The 17,367-nt window shown below is 57.6% G+C and carries 14 protein-coding genes; 9 read left to right on the forward strand and 5 right to left on the reverse strand.

What is annotated here, in order from left to right; all coding sequences use genetic code 11:
* The 6 genes from dinG to JWR17_RS05535 all read left to right on the forward strand — a co-directional run.
* Positions 1-1,770: ATP-dependent DNA helicase DinG (gene dinG / locus JWR17_RS05510; protein ID WP_299829092.1), on the forward strand; the 1,770-nt coding region annotated here is incomplete at its 5' end.
* A gap of 156 nt (positions 1,771-1,926) precedes the next feature.
* Positions 1,927-4,293, forward strand: a complete 2,367-nt coding sequence (locus tag JWR17_RS05515) for a beta-galactosidase (protein WP_299829094.1) — start codon at positions 1,927-1,929, stop codon at positions 4,291-4,293.
* A 95-nt stretch (positions 4,294-4,388) separates the two neighbouring features.
* Positions 4,389-5,534 carry a serine hydrolase domain-containing protein gene (locus JWR17_RS05520; protein ID WP_299829115.1) on the forward strand — a complete coding sequence of 382 codons (1,146 nt, stop codon included), beginning with the start codon at positions 4,389-4,391 and terminating at the stop codon, positions 5,532-5,534.
* 116 nt (positions 5,535-5,650) lie between these two features.
* Positions 5,651-6,787, forward strand: coding sequence for an OmpA family protein (locus JWR17_RS05525; RefSeq protein ID WP_299829096.1), 1,137 nt, complete (start codon positions 5,651-5,653; stop codon positions 6,785-6,787).
* An 88-nt stretch (positions 6,788-6,875) separates the two neighbouring features.
* Complete coding sequence (gene pdxH / locus JWR17_RS05530; RefSeq protein ID WP_299829098.1) at positions 6,876-7,523, forward strand: pyridoxamine 5'-phosphate oxidase; 648 nt, start codon at positions 6,876-6,878, stop codon at positions 7,521-7,523.
* Positions 7,524-7,702: 179 nt separating this feature from the next.
* A complete protein-coding gene (locus JWR17_RS05535; protein ID WP_299829100.1) occupies positions 7,703-8,167 on the forward strand; it encodes a glycine zipper 2TM domain-containing protein in 465 nt (154 codons plus the stop codon).
* A gap of 109 nt (positions 8,168-8,276) precedes the next feature.
* Here the strand turns inward: JWR17_RS05535 and JWR17_RS05540 are convergent, their stop codons facing one another.
* On the reverse strand, positions 8,277-9,176 hold the full coding sequence (locus JWR17_RS05540) for a LysR family transcriptional regulator (RefSeq protein WP_299829118.1): 900 nt from the start codon (positions 9,174-9,176) through the stop codon (positions 8,277-8,279).
* A gap of 187 nt (positions 9,177-9,363) precedes the next feature.
* Between JWR17_RS05540 and JWR17_RS05545 the strand changes: the two genes are divergently transcribed.
* The gene (locus JWR17_RS05545) at positions 9,364-10,380 is read left to right on the forward strand and encodes an NAD(P)-dependent alcohol dehydrogenase (protein WP_299829102.1); all 1,017 of its coding nucleotides are present in this window, start codon (positions 9,364-9,366) and stop codon (positions 10,378-10,380) included.
* A 75-nt stretch (positions 10,381-10,455) separates the two neighbouring features.
* Here the strand turns inward: JWR17_RS05545 and nhaA are convergent, their stop codons facing one another.
* Positions 10,456-11,643 (reverse strand): Na+/H+ antiporter NhaA, encoded by a 1,188-nt coding sequence (gene nhaA, locus JWR17_RS05550; RefSeq protein ID WP_299829104.1) that lies wholly within the window; start codon positions 11,641-11,643, stop codon positions 10,456-10,458.
* A gap of 201 nt (positions 11,644-11,844) precedes the next feature.
* Here nhaA and JWR17_RS05555 point away from each other — a divergent pair, with 201 nt between their 5' ends.
* Complete coding sequence (locus JWR17_RS05555) at positions 11,845-12,942, forward strand: PLP-dependent cysteine synthase family protein (protein ID WP_299829106.1); 1,098 nt, start codon at positions 11,845-11,847, stop codon at positions 12,940-12,942.
* A gap of 108 nt (positions 12,943-13,050) precedes the next feature.
* Here the strand turns inward: JWR17_RS05555 and JWR17_RS05560 are convergent, their stop codons facing one another.
* The 3 genes from JWR17_RS05560 to JWR17_RS05570 all read right to left on the reverse strand — a co-directional run bounded on the left by JWR17_RS05560 (position 13,051) and on the right by JWR17_RS05570 (position 16,106).
* On the reverse strand, positions 13,051-14,661 hold the full coding sequence (locus tag JWR17_RS05560) for an NAD(P)/FAD-dependent oxidoreductase (protein WP_299829108.1): 1,611 nt from the start codon (positions 14,659-14,661) through the stop codon (positions 13,051-13,053).
* Positions 14,662-14,771: 110 nt separating this feature from the next.
* Complete coding sequence (locus tag JWR17_RS05565) at positions 14,772-15,443, reverse strand: hypothetical protein (protein ID WP_299829110.1); 672 nt, start codon at positions 15,441-15,443, stop codon at positions 14,772-14,774.
* A 63-nt stretch (positions 15,444-15,506) separates the two neighbouring features.
* Entirely contained in the window at positions 15,507-16,106 is a 600-nt protein-coding gene (locus JWR17_RS05570; RefSeq protein ID WP_299829112.1) for a short chain dehydrogenase, read from the reverse strand.
* A 105-nt stretch (positions 16,107-16,211) separates the two neighbouring features.
* On the opposite strand from JWR17_RS05570, the gene JWR17_RS05575 reads away from it, so the two are divergent.
* Positions 16,212-17,120, forward strand: a complete 909-nt coding sequence (locus JWR17_RS05575) for a LysR family transcriptional regulator (RefSeq protein ID WP_299829113.1) — start codon at positions 16,212-16,214, stop codon at positions 17,118-17,120.
* Positions 17,121-17,367: the final 247 nt, after the last annotated feature.

The following is a 17,367-nucleotide window of genomic DNA, read 5'->3' on the forward strand; positions in this document are numbered from 1 at the left end:
CGCTACATGTGCCTGTCCAAACTCGACATGCTGCTGCAGGAAGGCCAGGCGCAAACCGCTACCGCCCAGCTGTTCGAAGAAGAAGGTTTCAAGATCGAGGTCGACGAAGCCAGTCAAAAACTCTTCACCAGCATGATCGAGAAGCTCGGCAGCAATAAATGGGACGGCGATCGTGACAGCTGGCCGCAAGCCCTGGAAGACCAGGACTGGGCACGGGTCACCACCGATCACAGCCAATGCACCAACCGCCATTGCCCGAACTTCCAGAGTTGCGCATTTTACAAAGCCCGCGAAGGCATGGGCAAAGTCGACGTTATCGTTACCAACCACGACATGGTGTTGGCTGACCTGGCGTTGGGCGGCGGTGCGGTGTTGCCTGACCCGCGTGAAACGCTGTACGTGTTCGACGAAGGGCATCACCTGCCGGACAAGGCCATCGGCCATTTTGCCCATTACACCCGCTTGCGTTCGACCTCTGACTGGCTGGAGCAAACGGCCAAGAACCTGGCAAAATTGTTGGCCCAGCACCCGTTGCCGGGGGACTTGGGGAAATTGATCGAGCAGGTTCCGGAACTGGCGCGAGAAATCAAAACCCAGCAGCAGTTCATGTTCACCGCCTGCGAACAGCTGGCAGACTTCAAACCCGGTGAAGACATGCAGGGCCGCGAGCGTCCACGGCATCGCTTCATCGGCGGCGTTGTGCCCGAACACATGCGTGAAATGGGCGCCGAGCTGAAAAAAGGCTTTGCCCGGCTGGACGATGTGTTTACGCGCCTCACGGAATTGCTTAAGACCGGCATGGACGGCGAAGTCAACATCGGCATCGCCAGTCACCAGGCAGAAGAGTGGTATCCGTTGTTCGGCAGCCTGTTGGCCCGTGCCCACGGTAACTGGGAATTGTGGACCGCCTTCACCGTTGAAGACCCCGAAGACAGCCCACCCATGGCCCGCTGGCTGACCTTGGCCGACAGTGGTTCGCTGTTCGATATCGAAGTCAATGCCAGTCCGATTCTGGCGGCAGAGATGCTGCGGCGTAATTTGTGGAATATCGCTTATGGCGCGCTGGTAACTTCCGCAACGTTGACCGCATTGGGTAAATTTGACCGCTACCGCATGCGCGCCGGGCTGCCCAAAGGAGCCGTCACGGCGGTGGTTCCGAGCCCGTTTCACCATGCTGATGCAGGCGTATTGCGCGTCCCGGACCTCAAGGCTGACCCTCGAGATGCAGTGGCGCATACCGCCGCGATCATTCGAGAGCTGCCAAGGCTGGTGGAAGGTTCACGCGGCACGCTGGTGCTGTTTTCATCGCGCAAGCAGATGCAAGATGTGTTCGACGGTCTGGAGCGTGACTGGCGCAAGCAAGTGTTTATTCAGGGCAACCTGTCCAAGCAGGAAACCTTGAACAAGCACAAGGCGCGAGTTGACAGTGGCGAATCCAGCGTACTGTTCGGGCTGGCGAGTTTTGCCGAAGGCGTGGATTTACCTGGCGCTTATTGCGAACACGTGGTCATCGCCAAAATCCCGTTCGCCGTGCCCGATGATCCTGTGGAAGCGGCATTGGCAGAATGGATCGAAGCCCGCGGCGGCAATCCCTTCATGGAAATCGCCGTACCCGACGCATCGCTGCGTTTGGTCCAGGCCTGCGGTCGGTTGCTGCGCACCGAAGAAGACCGCGGCACGATCACGCTGCTCGACCGACGTGTAGTTACCCAGCGCTACGGCAAGGCAATTCTTAACGCATTGCCGCCGTTTCGTCGCGAAATTTCCTGAGTCCATTTGGGCATCATTGGCACCGGATCGGGTCTTAGCTCGGTCTGGTGCTTCAAGCCAGGCATCACAATACCGGTGGGAGCGAACTTGTTCGCGAATGCAGCACCGCGGTGTGTCAGGTAAACCCATTAACGGGTCGTTATAGGAACCAAGCAAATGATTCGCCGTTCGTTGTCCACGGTTTTAGCACTGATGTTTTCCGGGCCGCTGTTAGTCGGCCCATTGCTGGCTGCCCCGGATGGGCAACAGACATTGTTCAACTTCGTTCGCCCTGCCGACGTAGTGCAAATCACTACGCAAGATGCCAGCCTGCCGCAATCCAACGCCGAACAAACGGCGGAAGGCGAAGTGTTGCGTCGCGTCACTTTCAACCCGATGGCACGCCCGAGCCTGCGTCTGACGCCACAAAGTGGCTCGTGGGATTGGTCCGACGACACCAGCATGACCCTGCGCGTCCAAAGCGCCATGGACTGGGCGCTGACCCTTGACGTGCAGATTCAGAGCGCTGACGGTGGTGTGATCAATAGTCGTGTCGATTTGCCCGCCGGCCCTGCGCAAACGCTGTTTATTCCCTTACAAGCCAGTACCCCGTTGAGCCAAGGCATGTTTGCCGGCCCGCCGATGCCGTGGACATTTGAAGGTCAGCGGGTGTTGCTGGCCAATGCCCAGGGGCAGTTGGATCGCAGCAAAGTGGTCTCGGTTACCCTATCGATCAACCAGCCCAACGTCGCCCAAAGTATTCTGCTTGAACGTTTCGGTGTTCAGGAGGGCGACGTGATTCAGAAAGCCGCCTACGCCAATATTGTTGATGCGTACGGTCAGTTCACACGCACTAAGTGGCCGGAAAAAATCCTCGACGATGAGCAACTCAGAACGTCGTCGGCCAAGGAACAGCAGCAGCTCAAGACCTGGCTTGCAGATCGACCCAAGCAGGATAAGTTTGGTGGATGGCTTGGTGGCCCGAGCTTCGAAGCCAAAGGCTTTTTCCGCACGGAGAAGCTCAATGGGCGCTGGTACCTGGTCACCCCGGAAGGCCACCCGTTTTACTCCTTGGGCGTCAATGCAGTAACCGCTGGCGACAGCCGCACTTACATCGAGGGGCGCGAGTCGATGTTTTCAGCCCTACCAGCAGACACCGATGCTCTGGCCGTGTTTTATGGCAAAGATGACAACCGCAACAACGCAGGCGCCAACAGCGCGCGCGGTTTCAATCACGGCCGTTGGTTCGACTTTTATGGGGCTAACCTACAGCGCACCTATGGCCAGCCGACCTGTTCCGATGCCGACACAAATGCCAAATGCACTTCGCCGACGTTCGACGCCAAACGCTGGACCGCTCATACCCTGGATCGCTTGCAAGCCTGGGGTTTCAATACCATCGGCAACTGGAGCGATCCGGAGTTGGGGGTCAATGAGCGCGTGCCCTACACCCTGCCGCTGTCCATCGTTGGTGATTACAACAGCATCAGCACCGGCATCGACCGTTGGGGTGGCATGCCTGATCCGTTCGACCCGCGTTTTGCCATGGCCACCGAACGTGCGGTAGCCATCGCTGCCCGGGACCATCGTGATGACCCCTGGTTGGTGGGGTATTTCGCGGATAACGAGTTGGCGTGGGCCGGTTACGGCGATGACCCTAAGGCCCGTTACGCCTTGGCCTACGGCGCCTTGAAAATGACCACTGATGCGCCGGCCAAACGTGCGTTCCTCAAGCAATTACGTGACAAATATCGTAATCAACAGGGCCTTTCAAAAGCGTGGGGTATTGATCTACCCGCATGGGAGCTGATGGAAGACCCGGGCTTCCAGCCACCCTTGCCAAGCGCCGATCATCCTGAGATCGAAGCTGACTTCAAATACTTCCAGAAGGTGTTTGCGGACACCTATTTCAAGACCATCTCCGACTCCTTGAAGTGGCACGCGCCAAATCATCTGCTGCTCGGTGGCCGCTTTTCAGTCAGCACCCCGGAAGCCGTGGCGTCCTGTGCCCAGTATTGCGACGTGCTAAGTTTCAACTTCTATACGCCAAAACCCCAGGACGGTTACGACTTCGCTAAATTACGTGAGTTGGACAAGCCCGTGCTGGTGGGTGAATTCCACTTTGGCTCCCGTGACCGTGGACCGTTTTGGGGAGGTGTCATGGAAGTCGCGAAAGAAGAGAATCGCGGGCCGGCATACGCCAATTTCCTGAAATCAGCCCTGGCCGAACCGTCAATCGTCGGCGTGCATTGGTTTGAATACCTTGATCAGCCGGTCACCGGTCGGTTGCTCGACGGCGAAAATGGCCATGTGGGTCTTGTTGGAATTACCGATGTACCGTTTCAGGGCTTCGTTGAAGCGGTGCGCAAAAGCAACGTTCAAGTTCCCGTCATGCTCAGTAAAGAGGCGGGCGCCAGGGAGGCTGAGAGCGCCAAGTCTCAAGTGGCTGCGCAGAACGCAGGAAAAGGTGACGGTGGAAAGCACGGCAATGGCGATGGAAAAGGTGCCGAAGGTGCTGGCGGCCATGCCGGTGGCACCCGTTAATCATCGCATTAATGCGTGAGTGTGTTCCCAAAGCGCTCAATCGCTGGAACAATGCGCGTCATTAAATGATGCAGCGAATTTCGGGGAGCGAGCGCGTGCAGATTCAGGGGCATTTCGAGCTTAAGTTTGAAGCCGTGCGGGAAGCGTTTGCTGCATTGTTCGATGACCCTCAGGAACGCGGCGGCGCAGTGTGCATTCAAATCGGCGGCGAAACCGTGGTCGATTTGTGGGCAGGCACCGCCGACAAGGATGGCACCCAAGTTTGGCACAGCGACACCATTGCCAATCTGTTCTCTTGCACCAAGACCTTCACCGCAGTGGCTGCTTTGCAGTTAGTGGGCGAAGGGAAATTGCAGCTGGACGCTCCGGTCGCCAACCTCTGGCCGGAATTCGCCGCCGCAGGCAAGAGCAAAATTACCCTGCGTCAGTTGCTTTGCCATCAGGCGGGTCTGCCCGCATTGCACCATATGTTGCCTGCCGAAGCGCTGTATGACTGGCAAGCCATGACCGATGCGCTGGCGGCGGAAGAACCTTGGTGGACGCCCGGTCAGGGCCACGGCTATGCCGCCATGACCTATGGCTGGTTGGTGGGTGAGATGCTGCGCCGTGCTGATGGCCGCGGGCCGGGCGAATCCATCGCGGCGCGGATTTGCCAGCCGCTGGGCCTGGATTTTCATGTCGGGCTGGCTGATGAAGAGTTTCACCGTGTCGCGCATATCGCTCGCGGCAAGGGCGTTGCGGGTGACGAAGCCGCCCAGCGTTTGCTACAAACGACCATGCGCGAACCGACGTCCATGACGGCACGGGCGTTTACCAATCCACCCTCCATCATGACCAGTACCAACAAGCCTGAGTGGCGGCGCATGCAACAACCCGCTGCTAACGGGCACGGCAATGCACGTAGCCTCGCCGGGTTTTATTCAGGGCTGCTCGACGGGCGTCTAGTGGAAGCCGAGCTGTTAAGTGAGCTGACTCGGGAGCACAGTGTAGGGCCGGATAAAACCCTGCTGACGCAAACCCGTTTCGGTCTTGGCTGCATGCTCGACCAACCGCAGGTGCCTAACGCAACCTTCGGTCTTGGACCTAAAGCCTTCGGCCATCCTGGCGCAGGCGGCTCTATCGGATTTGCTGACCCTGAGCGGGAGGTGGCATTTGGTTTTGTCACCAACACGTTAGGGCCTTATGTATTGATGGACCCCCGCGCGCAATCGCTGGTGAAAATATTGGCTAACTGTTTGTAGCCGATGGTCTGTTAAGTCCGTGCCCGAGGAACCGGGAGGCGGAAATGTTTTCGAATCATTGGTTTAAACGAGCTTGTTAAAGCTCTATTTCTGCTTATTTATGGTATGGATTAACAATGTTATCTAACAAAACCTTCGCGTTTGCCTTGTGCTTGGCTGTTACCGGTTGTGCTCAAACCTCACAGAATGGTGCTGCGGATGGCGGCATTAACTGGTGGCCCTTTGGCGCCCACGAAGCTGCGGACACAGCGCCGGCTCAGGCCGCTGCGGCCAAACCCGATGCGAAGGCTGCTGTGCCTGCCGCTCCGGCTGCTGTAAAAGCCGACGTCGCAACGGCGAAAGCAGACGTTAAGCCCGCGGTTCCAGCCCCGACTCCAACTGCTCCAGCGCCTGCCACTGCGGCCGCGCCAGTCGTTGCTGCTGCCCCCGCCCCCGAGAAACACTGGTGGTGGCCGTTCAGCTCTAGCGACACTGCTCAGCAAAAAGATGCGGCCAAACCGCTGCTCGCTGTGCGCGCCCAACCCGTGCCGATGCCTGACCCAAAGGTTACTCAAGCCTGGCTCGACGATTACGAGCCGCGCTTGCGCGTAGCGATCAAAGACAGCCCGTTTGAACTGGAGCGTCGCGAGAATCTGTTAGTCATCATTGCGCCTGCGGACAGCTCGTTCAACCACGACCGTCCGACCATGTTGCTGCCCATCACCCTCGGCCCGATTTCCCGTCTGGCAAAAATTGTAGAAGCTGATCCAAAAACCGCCGTGCTGGTTCTGGGTCATGCCGACACCACCGGGATCACCGCTGACAGTCAAAAGTTGACTCAGGACCGTGCCTCTTCAGTCGCGGCGATTTTCCGCCTGAGCGGCCTGGAGCGTAATCGCCTGGGCATGAAAGGCATGGGGTCCATCATGCCGCGCGCGGCCAACGATAGCGTTGAAGGTCGCAAGCTGAACCGCCGCATCGAGATTGTGATGACGCCCCAAGTGACCATGGTGGCCTTGCTCAGCAAATACAACATGCCGGCGCCAGGCCCGGCGACATTGGTTGCGGTGCAAACTCCACCGCCAGTGGCTGCGCCTGCCCCTGCGGCCAAACCGGCTGCGACCGGCAAAAAAGCGGCACCGGTGAAAAAAGCCGCGGCCAAAAAGCCTGTTGCGAAAAAAGCCGTCCCTGCGAAAAAGACTCAGCCAGCTGCGCCTAAAACTGACGCGCCGGCAAAGAAGGACGTACCAAACGACCAGGCTAAAGCCAACTAAGGCTGACCAGAGAAGGCGCTTGGTCCACGCCAGGCGTCAGGCCCAGCCACGGAATCATTGTTCCCTGCAATGGCAAAGGAAGCACGTCATGACTCAAGCTTTGTCCGATATGCGCCGCGATTACGCCCGTAATGGTTTGACCGAAGCTCAGGCACCGAGCGAACCATTCGCCTTGTTCCATCAGTGGTTCCAGGAAGCGGTTAAAACCGAGCAGGCGCCGGTCGAAGCGAACGCCATGACGCTGGCGACCGTTGATGAGAACGGTCGTCCACATTGCCGAATATTGCTACTCAAAGGCCTGGATGATCAGGGCTTCACGTTTTTCACCAATTACGACAGCGCCAAAGGCCAGCAGTTAGCGGCGCGCCCTTTTGCCGCCATGACCTTTTTTTGGCCTACGCTGGAACGACAGGTGCGCATTGAAGGGCGCGTGGTCAAAGTCAGCCCCCAAGAATCGGACGCTTATTACCAGGTTCGGCCGTTGGGCAGTCGGCTGGGTGCATGGGCTTCCCCACAAAGCCGGGTGATTGCCAATCGTGAAGCACTTGAAGGGTTGTTAAAAGAGAGTGAGGCGCGCTTCAGCGACAGTCAGCCCAACTGCCCTGAGCATTGGGGTGGGTATCGTTTGCTGCCAGAAAGGATCGAATTCTGGCAGGGTCGTCCGAGCCGTTTGCATGATCGTCTGAATTATCGTCTGCAGGACCAGCAATGGGTCCGTGAGCGATTGGCGCCTTAATGCCTGGACGAGTCGTCTGCTGGAAATCCTGGGAATTTATTTCGTGCCAAAACGTCTATGACGTTAGGGCGGATCGCTTGCTGTCAGCTCGCTGAGTGAAATCGAATTTCTCAGTCCGGACCGTGACAGCTTTCGTCTCACGGAGTCTAATAGCACCCTGTTCTTTTGGAGATGATCTTATGCGTAAGTCTGTTCTATTGGTTGCTTCGTTCACTGCTATGGCATTGACACTGGGCGGCTGTACCTCAAGTCTGACCGGGGATTCGTATTCCCGAGATGAGGCTCGGACAGTACAGACCGTACGCATGGGCACCATCGACTCGTTACGACCGGTTAAAATTGAAGGCACTAAAACCCCAATCGGCGCTGGCGCTGGCGCTATCGTGGGGGGCGTGGCCGGTAGTGCTGTAGGTGGCGGACGCGGCAGTATCATCACTGCGGTCATCGGTGCGGTTGCGGGCGGTCTGTTGGGCTCGGCTGCGGAAGGTGGTCTGACCCGTGCGCAAGGCGTGGAAATCACCGTGCGTGAAGATGACGGGACCATGCGCGCCTACGTGCAGGAAGTTCAGGAAAATGAAATTTTCCGCGTGGGTGAGCGCGTTCGCATCATGAGCGTGAATGGCACAAGCCGTGTAGCCCACTAAGTTTAAATCGGTTTTGCGGCGGGTTTTTCGCTGCTGCAATGCATTGCAATGAAAAAGCTCCGGCCATAAAGGTCGGAGCTTTTTATTGGGCGGCTGGCTAGAAATAGATTTAATGAGCATTGAACCAGTTGGGGTGTAGCACTGGAAAATGGTCCTTAAGCCAATCCGCAAAGGCATGCACCTGTGGCGCAAGATGCGTTCTGCTGGGGTAAAGCACGGACACCGGCCGTGGCTTGGGACGAAATGTTTTGAGTACCTCAACCAACTCTCCGCTTGCGAGGAATGTCTCAACGGTGATCCCCGGAGCCTGCAGAATGCCGAAACCCGCAACACCGCATTGCACGTAGGCATTTGACTCGTTCACGCTGATACCTCCACAAGGCGTGTGAGGACGGTCTTCACCGTCAACTGAGAAATGCCAGGGCAGCGGTCTGTTATTTTGACCGGAGAGGAAGCTGACACCGCAGTGATTTACAAGATCGCCCAGGGTTTCGAGTTCCCCGCACGCTTGGAGATAATCTGGGGCCGCGCAAGTCACCATAATAGCCGTGCCTATTTCCCTTGCCACCAGGCTTGAGTCTGGGAGTTCACCAATTCGCAACGCACAGTCGATGCCCTCGGCGACCAGATCTACCGTGCGGTCGGTCACCCCTAAGGCCAGCTCTATTTCGGGAAATGCCTGAGTAAATTTCCTCAGGCTTTCCATGAAGCTGCGCTGAGCAAAAGCAGTAGGAATGTCAATGCGAAGCCGGCCCCGTAACGTCGAACCACTGCGGTCAAACATGGCGGTGGTTTCGGCAATGTTTGTCAGAATCGCTTTAACCCGGTCATAAAACCGCTCGCCCTCGGCGGTCAGTTTCACCTTGCGCGTGGTGCGCTGAAACAGCCGGACACCCAGCGACGCTTCCAGATCCTGAATGGTGCGTGTCACGTACGGGCGCCCTGCTTGCATTGCCTCGGCAACTTTCGTGAAGCTACCCAGTTCCGCTAGCTTAGCGAACACCTGCATTGACTGTAGAAGCTCCATTAGTCCCTTCCTTAAAAGCATTGGCAACCAGTTATTGTTGCTTTCAAGGATAACAATCCTGTCGCCTTCTGCACATTTATCCAGGCGCTCGATACCTGAATAATGCCTCAGCGCCAAGGCGGTTGCGTGCGTTCCGTCTGCACCCTCTTATCTATTGCTGGAGACAGAAATGAAAGCGTGGCTTTTGAAGGATTTCGGACTGGACAATCTGGTGCTGGGGGAGGTTTCGACACCTGTGCCCCAGGCTGGAGAGCTGCTGGTAAAAGTGGGGGCTGTTTCGCTCAACTTTCGTGACAAGGCGATCGTCGACGGTATTTATGAGCCTCACAGAGTGCCCAAACCACTTATCCCCGTCAGCGATGCGGCGGGTACGGTCGTGGCAGTGGGCCAAGGCGTCAGCCGCTTTGCCATCGGTGACAGGGTGAATTCGCACCTCTACTCGCGCTGGCTGGAAGGCATGCCTGGGCCGGATGAGCCTGACTATTGCTTCGGCTCGCCATTGCCCGGTGGTTTGGCCCAATTCATGATTATCCATGAGGACAGCGCGGTACGTGCCCCGGCCAACATGTCGGATGAAGAAGCGGCGACCCTTCCAATCGCCGCTCTGACTGCCTGGTATGCGCTCGTTGAATTCGGCCAGGTCGAGGCAGGCCAGACAGTTCTGGTTCAGGGCACGGGGGGCGTGTCTGTTTTTGCGGCGCAGATCGCCACTGCGCTGGGCGCCAGGGTTATCGTTACCTCAAGTCGAGATGAAAATCTGCAAGCGGTTAAAGAACTTGGGGCCGTGGTGGGCGTGAACTATCGCACCCACCCTGAATGGGCAAACGAAGTGCTGAAGCTCACGGACGGCAAGGGGGTCGATCTCCTGCTTGATGTAGCAGGTGGGGACGGCATCAATCAATCTATCGCTGCGACCAGGGTCGGAGGACGTATCGCCCAGATCGGCTTTCTGACCGGACAAACATCTGCCCTGAACTTGATGCCGATGATCTTCCGGCAAACCACCATTCGCGGCATTGCGGTTGCTCCACGCTCCTCGTTTGATCGCATGAACGTATTCTTGAACGAGCACAAGATTCGCCCTGTGATCGACCATGTGTACCCGTTCGAACAGGCTCGCCAGGCATACGAACATCTGGCGAGAGGGGCGTTTGGTAAGGTAGTCATCAGGATCGCGGAAGATTAAAGCCTTGGGTAGTGGACGGGCGTCCGGGCGCCCGCTCGTTTACACAAGGCGGGGTGCCCGGACGCCTGGAGCACTTTAGCCCGGAATCACCTGCTTCTTACGACTGAACAGGGCGGTGACGGCATAACCGATCAAGGCGGCGAGAATCGAGCCGGTGAGGATGCCCATGCGGTCCTGGCCGGCAAACTCACTCATGCCCGGTACGAAGGCGAGGGAGCCGACGAACAGGCTCATGGTGAAGCCTATGCCGCACAAAATGGAAACTCCAAATACTTGTCCCCAGTTTGCCCCTGTCGGTAATGTGGCCATGCTGGTTTTCACTGCCAGCCAGGTCAAGCCAAACACACCGACCGTCTTGCCAATCAGCAATCCTGCGGCAATACCCAGCGGCACGTGATGAGTGAAGCTTTCCAGCGTGACGCCGGTTAGCGGGACGCCCGCGTTGGCGAAGGCGAACAGCGGCAAGATCCCAAAGGCCACCCAGGGGTGCAGCGCGTGTTCCAGGGTCAGCAGTGGCGAAGACTCGGCATTTTTGGTTCTAAGTGGAATGCAGAACGCCAGGACAACCCCGGCCAACGTTGCATGCACGCCGCTTTTCAGCACGCAGATCCATAGTAATAGACCGATGAGCAGGTAAGGCCCGAGCCGGACGACCCCCAATTTGTTCATCACTATCAAGACAATGATGGACAATGCCGCGAGCGACAACGATAGACCTGAGAGGTCGGTTGAGTAGAACACCGCAATGACGATGATAGCCCCAAGGTCGTCGATGATTGCCAGGGTCATCAGGAACAGTTTCATCGAGACCGGCACGCGGTTGCCCAGCAGCGCCAGCACGCCCAGTGCAAACGCAATGTCAGTGGCCATGGGAATCGCCCAACCGCCCAATGCCGCCGGGTCGTCCTTGTTCAGAAACCAGAAGATCAGCGCGGGCACCACCATGCCGCCAATCGCCGCAGCGCCGGGCAGGACAATCTGTGACGGTTTGGAAAGGTGACCTTCAAGCACTTCGCGTTTGACTTCAAGGCCGATCAGCAAGAAGAACAAGGCCATCAGGCCGTCGTTTATCCATAGCAGAAGCGGTTTGGCGATTTGCAACGCACCGACTTGCGCAACCACAGGTACGTCGAGTAAACCTTGGTATAACCAGGCCAGCGGAGAATTGTTGATGATCAGGGCCACTGCAGCGGCGGCGATCAATAGCAGGCCGCTGGAGGCTTCCAATTGGAAGAAACGGGTGACAGTACTACGCAGGGGCAATGTTGCTCTCCATGAGTTCACTCAAAAGGGTCGATACCGTAACCCGTAGCCTTAGTTATTAAAACAAAAGTTATATTCTTTTTTGCTATAAGTAATCAGGCATTAAGCACCGCGAGAACAGCGTAGCAGTTGTGTTGCTAAATGCTTCTGGGCGGCGCCTATCAGAGCTGTAGGATCCTTCTTAAATTTGAACGAGAACTCATGATGAGCGATGACCGAAAGTGGGCCCGAGAAGCGATTCGGATTATTGAGGCGGATTTTCAGCGCAGTGCCGATACGCACTTGATACCGCTGGAACTGCCCGGCTTGCCAGGCATTGAATTGTATTTCAAAGATGAATCAAGCCATCCTACCGGCAGCCTCAAGCACCGCTTGGCCCGTTCGTTGTTTCTGTATGCGCTGTGCAATGGCTGGCTCAAGCCCGGCGCTCCGGTGGTCGAAGCGTCCAGTGGTTCGACGGCCATTTCCGAAGCGTACTTCGCCCGGTTGCTGGGATTGCAATTCATCGCGGTGATGCCAGCCACGACCTCTCAGGAAAAAATCGCGCAAATCGCGTTCTATGGCGGAAAAAGCCATTTGGTCCAAGACCCGACGCAAATCTACGCGGAGTCGGAACGCTTGGCCCGGGAAGGCGGTGGTCACTTCATGGACCAATTCACTTATGCCGAGCGCGCCACCGACTGGAGAGCCAACAACAACATTGCGGAGTCGATTTTTCAGCAGCTACGTTTTGAGCGTCACCCTGAGCCCAGTTGGCTGGTTTCAAGCCCAGGTACTGGCGGGACGACCGCCACCCTGGGCCGTTACGTGCGCTATCGCCAACACAGCACGCGGGTGTTGTGCGCTGACGCTGAACGCTCGGTGTTTTTTGACTATTACCAAACCGGCGACGCGAGCTTGCGGCTGGAGTGTGGCTCGCGCATTGAAGGCATCGGTCGACCTCGGGTCGAGGCATCGTTTTTGCCGAAGGTGATCGACGCGATGGTCAAAGTACCCGACGCATTGTCCCTGGCTGCCATGCATTACCTGGCGCAGCGCTTGGGGCGGCGCGTCGGCGGCTCCAGCGGGACCAATCTCGTCGGTGCGTTGCTGGTGGCTCGGGAGATGGTTGCAGCAGGCGAGTCGGGGTCAATCGTGGCGATTTTGTGTGACGGCGGCGAGCGTTACGCCACCACCTACTACGACCCAGCCTGGCTGAGCGCTCAGGGCTATGACTTGACGGGGTTGATCGACAGCATTGCGGGCTGCGCCGAACGCGGCGAGGCCCTGCCAGAAGGCCTGTTGCGCGCGGGTATTTAACATGACCGCTGTCGGAGCCAAGTGCTGATGATCGGCCTGCTGCGTGTGGCTGGCCGATCGTCTCGCCAACACGTTGGCTCCTACAGGTTTTGGTGGTAAACGGGGTTTTTACCCCGCGATCCCCAGCATGTCCCGAACCAACGCCTCGGCGACGCGGATTCCATCAACACCAGCCGACAATATGCCACCTGCATAACCCGCGCCTTCCCCAGCCGGGAACAGGCCTTTGACGTTCAGGCTTTGCAGGGTCTCGTCCCGGGTAATACGCAGCGGTGACGAGGTGCGAGTTTCAATGCCAGTCAGAATCGCATCGTGTTGGGCGAAGCCTTTGATCTGCTTATCGAACGCTGGCAACGCTTCACGAATGGCCTCGATGGCGTAGGCGGGTAGGGCGTCTGCCAAATCGACCAACTTCACGCCAGGCTTATAGGACGGTTCAACGCTGCCCAGCGCGCTGGACGCTTTGCCCGCAATGAAGTCGCCCACCAGTTGCGCGGGTGCCTCGTAGTTGCTGCCGCCCAGCACGTAGGCAAGGGACTCCAGACGTTCCTGCAACTCGATTCCGGCCAATGGTCCGCCCGGATAATCTTCCGGGGTGATGCCCACCACAATGCCGGAGTTGGCATTGCGCTCATTGCGCGAGTACTGGCTCATACCGTTGGTGACCACCCGCTGGAGCTCGGAGGTCGCCGCCACCACTGTGCCGCCAGGGCACATGCAGAAGCTGTACACCGAACGACCGTTTTTCGCGTGGTGCACCAATTTGTAGTCCGCCGCGCCCAACTTTGGGTGACCGGCATATTTGCCCAGACGGGCGCGGTCGATCAGCGACTGAGGATGCTCGATGCGAAAGCCCACAGAGAACGGCTTGGCTTCCATGTAAACGCCACGCCCATGAAGCATACGGAACGTGTCGCGGGCACTGTGGCCCAGTGCCAGAATGACGTGCTTCGAATCAATCTGCTCGCCGCTGTCCAGGACCACGCCTTGCAATTGGCCGTTGTCGATCAGCACATCCGTCACGCGCTGCTGGAAACGTACTTCACCGCCCAGCGCTTCGATCTGATGGCGCATGTTTTCCACCACGCCGGTCAGACGAAACGTGCCGATGTGCGGTTTGCTGACGTACAGGATCTCTTCTGGCGCGCCGGCTTTGACGAACTCGTGCAGCACCTTGCGTCCGTGAAATTTCGGGTCTTTGATTTGGCTGTAAAGCTTACCGTCGGAAAACGTCCCGGCGCCGCCTTCACCAAACTGCACATTGGATTCCGGATTCAACACATTCTTGCGCCACAGACCCCACGTGTCCTTGGTGCGCTGCCGCACTTCAGTACCCCGTTCGAGAATGATCGGCTTGAAGCCCATCTGCGCCAGCAGCAAACCGGCGAAGATTCCGCAAGGACCGAAGCCAACCACAATCGGCCGCTCGCTCAAACCTTCCGGCGCATGCCCGACGGTCTTGTAACTCACGTCAGGGGCCAGACCGAGATGCCGGTCATCGGCGAACGTGCGCAGCAACGCGGCCTCATCGGCCACCGTGAAATCGATGGTGTAGATGAAACACAGTTCCGAGGATTTTTTCCGCGCATCGTAGCTACGTTTAAACAACGTGAAGTCGAGCAGCTCAGCGCTGTCGATCCCCAGGCGCCGCAGCAGGGCAGGGCGCAGGTGTTCTTCCGGGTGATCGATGGGCAGCTTGAGTTCGGTGATTCGTAACATGACAGGGTCCAGTATCCGGGCCAGCTTTACGCGAACCGGCAATTATATGCGGGTTCGCGTCGGTCTGCTTCAGGCATTTGGCTGCAACAGCCCGAACCCTGCCGGAATGATCAGTCGTTTCGTGCGCCACCGTAGTAGCCGCAGCCCCGCTGAACCTGGTCGTTAACCCGCAATTCGGCGGTCAGATGTTGCACAGAACCGTCAGCGGGGTTCACGCAACGTTGGGGGGCAACCCACAACTCGATGCGTTGACCGTTGGCTTCGGTGCTCAGATTAAGGCGTCCGTCGGGCAGTTGTTCTTCCACATACGGCAGTGCAATAGGGTCTTTGCCGTCACGGTTGAGCACCATGCCTTTACCGTTGACGTTGATGTTCCACGTCGGGGTGTTGCCGCTGGCATGGACGATCAGTTGCTTAAAGTTGGGGTCGTTGCAGGCCGTGGCTGAACGTTCGACGCGGTAGAGCTGTTGCAAGTTGACTACGCCGTCAGTGCCTGACGTTTTACTGGCATCGAAGCTGCCGCGCAAGTCAGCGAACAATTTGCCTTTCTTGGCGGCGAGCGCGGCAGCCTCTTGCAACACACTGGTATTGCCACTGTCCTGAATCAGGAACCGACGTTGCTCGTTGCACGGCTGAAACCACAATTGGCCGCCTTCTCCGGTGAGGTCGCCTTGCATACGGGTCAGGCCCGCAGTAGACGATTGCGGGTTTGCGTGGAACATCTGACATCCAGCAAATACGGGCAGCAAAGCGATCAGCAACAGCGAGCGGACAGTGAACATGGTGGGTCGGTCTCCAAACAAGTGGCGCCACGTTACTCAGCCTGCTGCCCGATCACAAGGGGCTCAGCCGACGTGAAAGACCTGACCGGTCTGTAATCCTTCGACACTTTTTGCGTAAGCCAGCGCAACTTCTGCTGCCGGAACCGGTTTGAACCCACGGAAATAAGCGGCGTATGCACCCATGGATTCCACCAGAACGTTCGGGCTTACCGAGTTCACTCGCAAGCCGCGAGGTAATTCGATAGCAGCGGCACGTACGAAACCATCAATAGCTGCGTTGACCATGCTGGCGGAGGCGCCGGTACGTATAGGGTCGTGGCTGGTGATGCCGGTGGTGAAGGTGAACGATGCGCCGTCGTTGGCAAACTCGCGACCGATCAACAGCAAGTTCACTTGGCCCATGAGCTTGTCCTGAAGGCCCAAGGCAAAATGTTTCTCGGTCATCTCTGCCAATGGCACGAAATTCACATTGCCTGCTGCGCATACCAACGCATCGAACGAGCCTACCCGTTCGAAGAGTTTTCTGATGGACGCGCTGTCACTAATATCCACCTGAAAGTCACCGCTGCTGCGGCCGATGCTGATGAGATCGTGGCGTGGACCCAGTTCCTTGGCGATGGCCGAACCGATGGTTCCGTTGGCGCCAATCAGAAGAATTTTCATTGCGAATCCTTGAGGTAAATGAACAAGGACTCAGTGTAGAGTGCTGCATTGCTGTCGATAAACGTGCTAATTGGCAACGTTTGGTTTTCAAAAGGAAACAGTCGAATGAGTGAGATGGATGATCTGGTCGCGTTTGCGATCCTGGTCGAGGCCGGGAGCTTCACCCTGGCGGCGCAACGGCTGGGGTGCAGCAAAGGTCAATTGTCCAAACGCATCAAGTTTCTGGAAGAGAGCTTTTCCGTGGTCTTGCTGCACCGTACAACCCGCAGCCTGAGTCTTACGCCAGCGGGGGCTGCGTTGTTGCCACAGGCACGGGCATTGATTGTTCAGGTCGAGCGCGCCAAGCAGGCGTTGGCGCGACTGAGTGATGAGATTTCCGGCTCGGTGCGCATCACGGTGCCCGTTTCATTGGGAGAGACTTTTTTCGACGGATTGTTAATGGAGTTCGCTAAAAAATACCCGTTGGTACACATAGAACTGGACCTGAACAACGGTTTTCGTGATCTGCATCGGGACGGGTATGACCTGGCAATACGCACCAGCGTCGGCAGCGATGAACGGTTGGTGTCGAAACCGTTGCTCGCCATGCAAGAGCTGACCTGCGCCAGTCCGGCCTATTTAGAGCACCACGGCCAGCCGATCCATCCCCGGTCGTTGAGCGAACACCAGTGCTTGCTGAACAGCCACTACAGCGGCCGTAACGAGTGGGATTACCATCAGGATCATCACCTGACCCGGGTGCGAGTCGCGGGACCGTTCGCCAGCAACCATTACAGCCTGTTGAAAAAGGCTGCGCTGGTCGGGGCGGGAATTGCCCGACTGCCGTCCTACATGGTGCATTCCGAAATTACCGATGGCCGCCTGCTTTGGTTGCTGCGCGATTACCAGACACCCAGTTTGCCGCTGTACCTGGTCCACCCCTACGTCGGTGGTTTGCCGCGCCGTACCCGAGTCCTGGCGGATTACCTGCTGGGTTGGTTCGCCCGTAGCAGTACGGCGCTTGAACGGCTTTGAGTTGGAATAAGCTCCGGCACTGCAGAGGTACGCCACGTCTGGGGCGCTGCGCTTTTGTGCAGCAAACCCTGAAATGTACGAGCGGGAACACTCAATTCACATACTCCACAGACCGCGCCATCAAATTCGGACGCTTGAACGTGTCGATCTCGGCGATGCGGGTTCGTAACACGCGCAGGCAATGTTTGTAGTCTTGGTCGTTCATGTCGATCCACAGCCGTGGGTTGCGGTTGACCTTGCGGTCGAA

The sequence above is a fragment of the Pseudomonas sp. genome, assembly GCF_028293835.1.
GTDB lineage: Bacteria > Pseudomonadota > Gammaproteobacteria > Pseudomonadales > Pseudomonadaceae > Aquipseudomonas.

What these genes read in the sequence shown, in the direction of transcription:
- JWR17_RS05545 (WP_299829102.1), top strand. Translation starts at nt 9,364, where the DNA reads ATGAAAGCGTGGCTTTTGAAGGATTTCGGACTGGACAATCTGGTGCTG.
- JWR17_RS05540 (WP_299829118.1), bottom strand. Translation starts at nt 9,176, where the DNA reads ATGCAGGTGTTCGCTAAGCTAGCGGAACTGGGTAGCTTCACGAAAGTT.
- JWR17_RS05535 (WP_299829100.1), top strand. Translation starts at nt 7,703, where the DNA reads ATGCGTAAGTCTGTTCTATTGGTTGCTTCGTTCACTGCTATGGCATTG.
- JWR17_RS05560 (WP_299829108.1), bottom strand. Translation starts at nt 14,661, where the DNA reads ATGTTACGAATCACCGAACTCAAGCTGCCCATCGATCACCCGGAAGAA.
- JWR17_RS05525 (WP_299829096.1), top strand. Translation starts at nt 5,651, where the DNA reads ATGTTATCTAACAAAACCTTCGCGTTTGCCTTGTGCTTGGCTGTTACC.
- JWR17_RS05555 (WP_299829106.1), top strand. Translation starts at nt 11,845, where the DNA reads ATGATGAGCGATGACCGAAAGTGGGCCCGAGAAGCGATTCGGATTATT.
- JWR17_RS05570 (WP_299829112.1), bottom strand. Translation starts at nt 16,106, where the DNA reads ATGAAAATTCTTCTGATTGGCGCCAACGGAACCATCGGTTCGGCCATC.
- JWR17_RS05565 (WP_299829110.1), bottom strand. Translation starts at nt 15,443, where the DNA reads ATGTTCACTGTCCGCTCGCTGTTGCTGATCGCTTTGCTGCCCGTATTT.
- JWR17_RS05575 (WP_299829113.1), top strand. Translation starts at nt 16,212, where the DNA reads ATGAGTGAGATGGATGATCTGGTCGCGTTTGCGATCCTGGTCGAGGCC.
- pdxH (WP_299829098.1), top strand. Translation starts at nt 6,876, where the DNA reads ATGACTCAAGCTTTGTCCGATATGCGCCGCGATTACGCCCGTAATGGT.
- JWR17_RS05515 (WP_299829094.1), top strand. Translation starts at nt 1,927, where the DNA reads ATGATTCGCCGTTCGTTGTCCACGGTTTTAGCACTGATGTTTTCCGGG.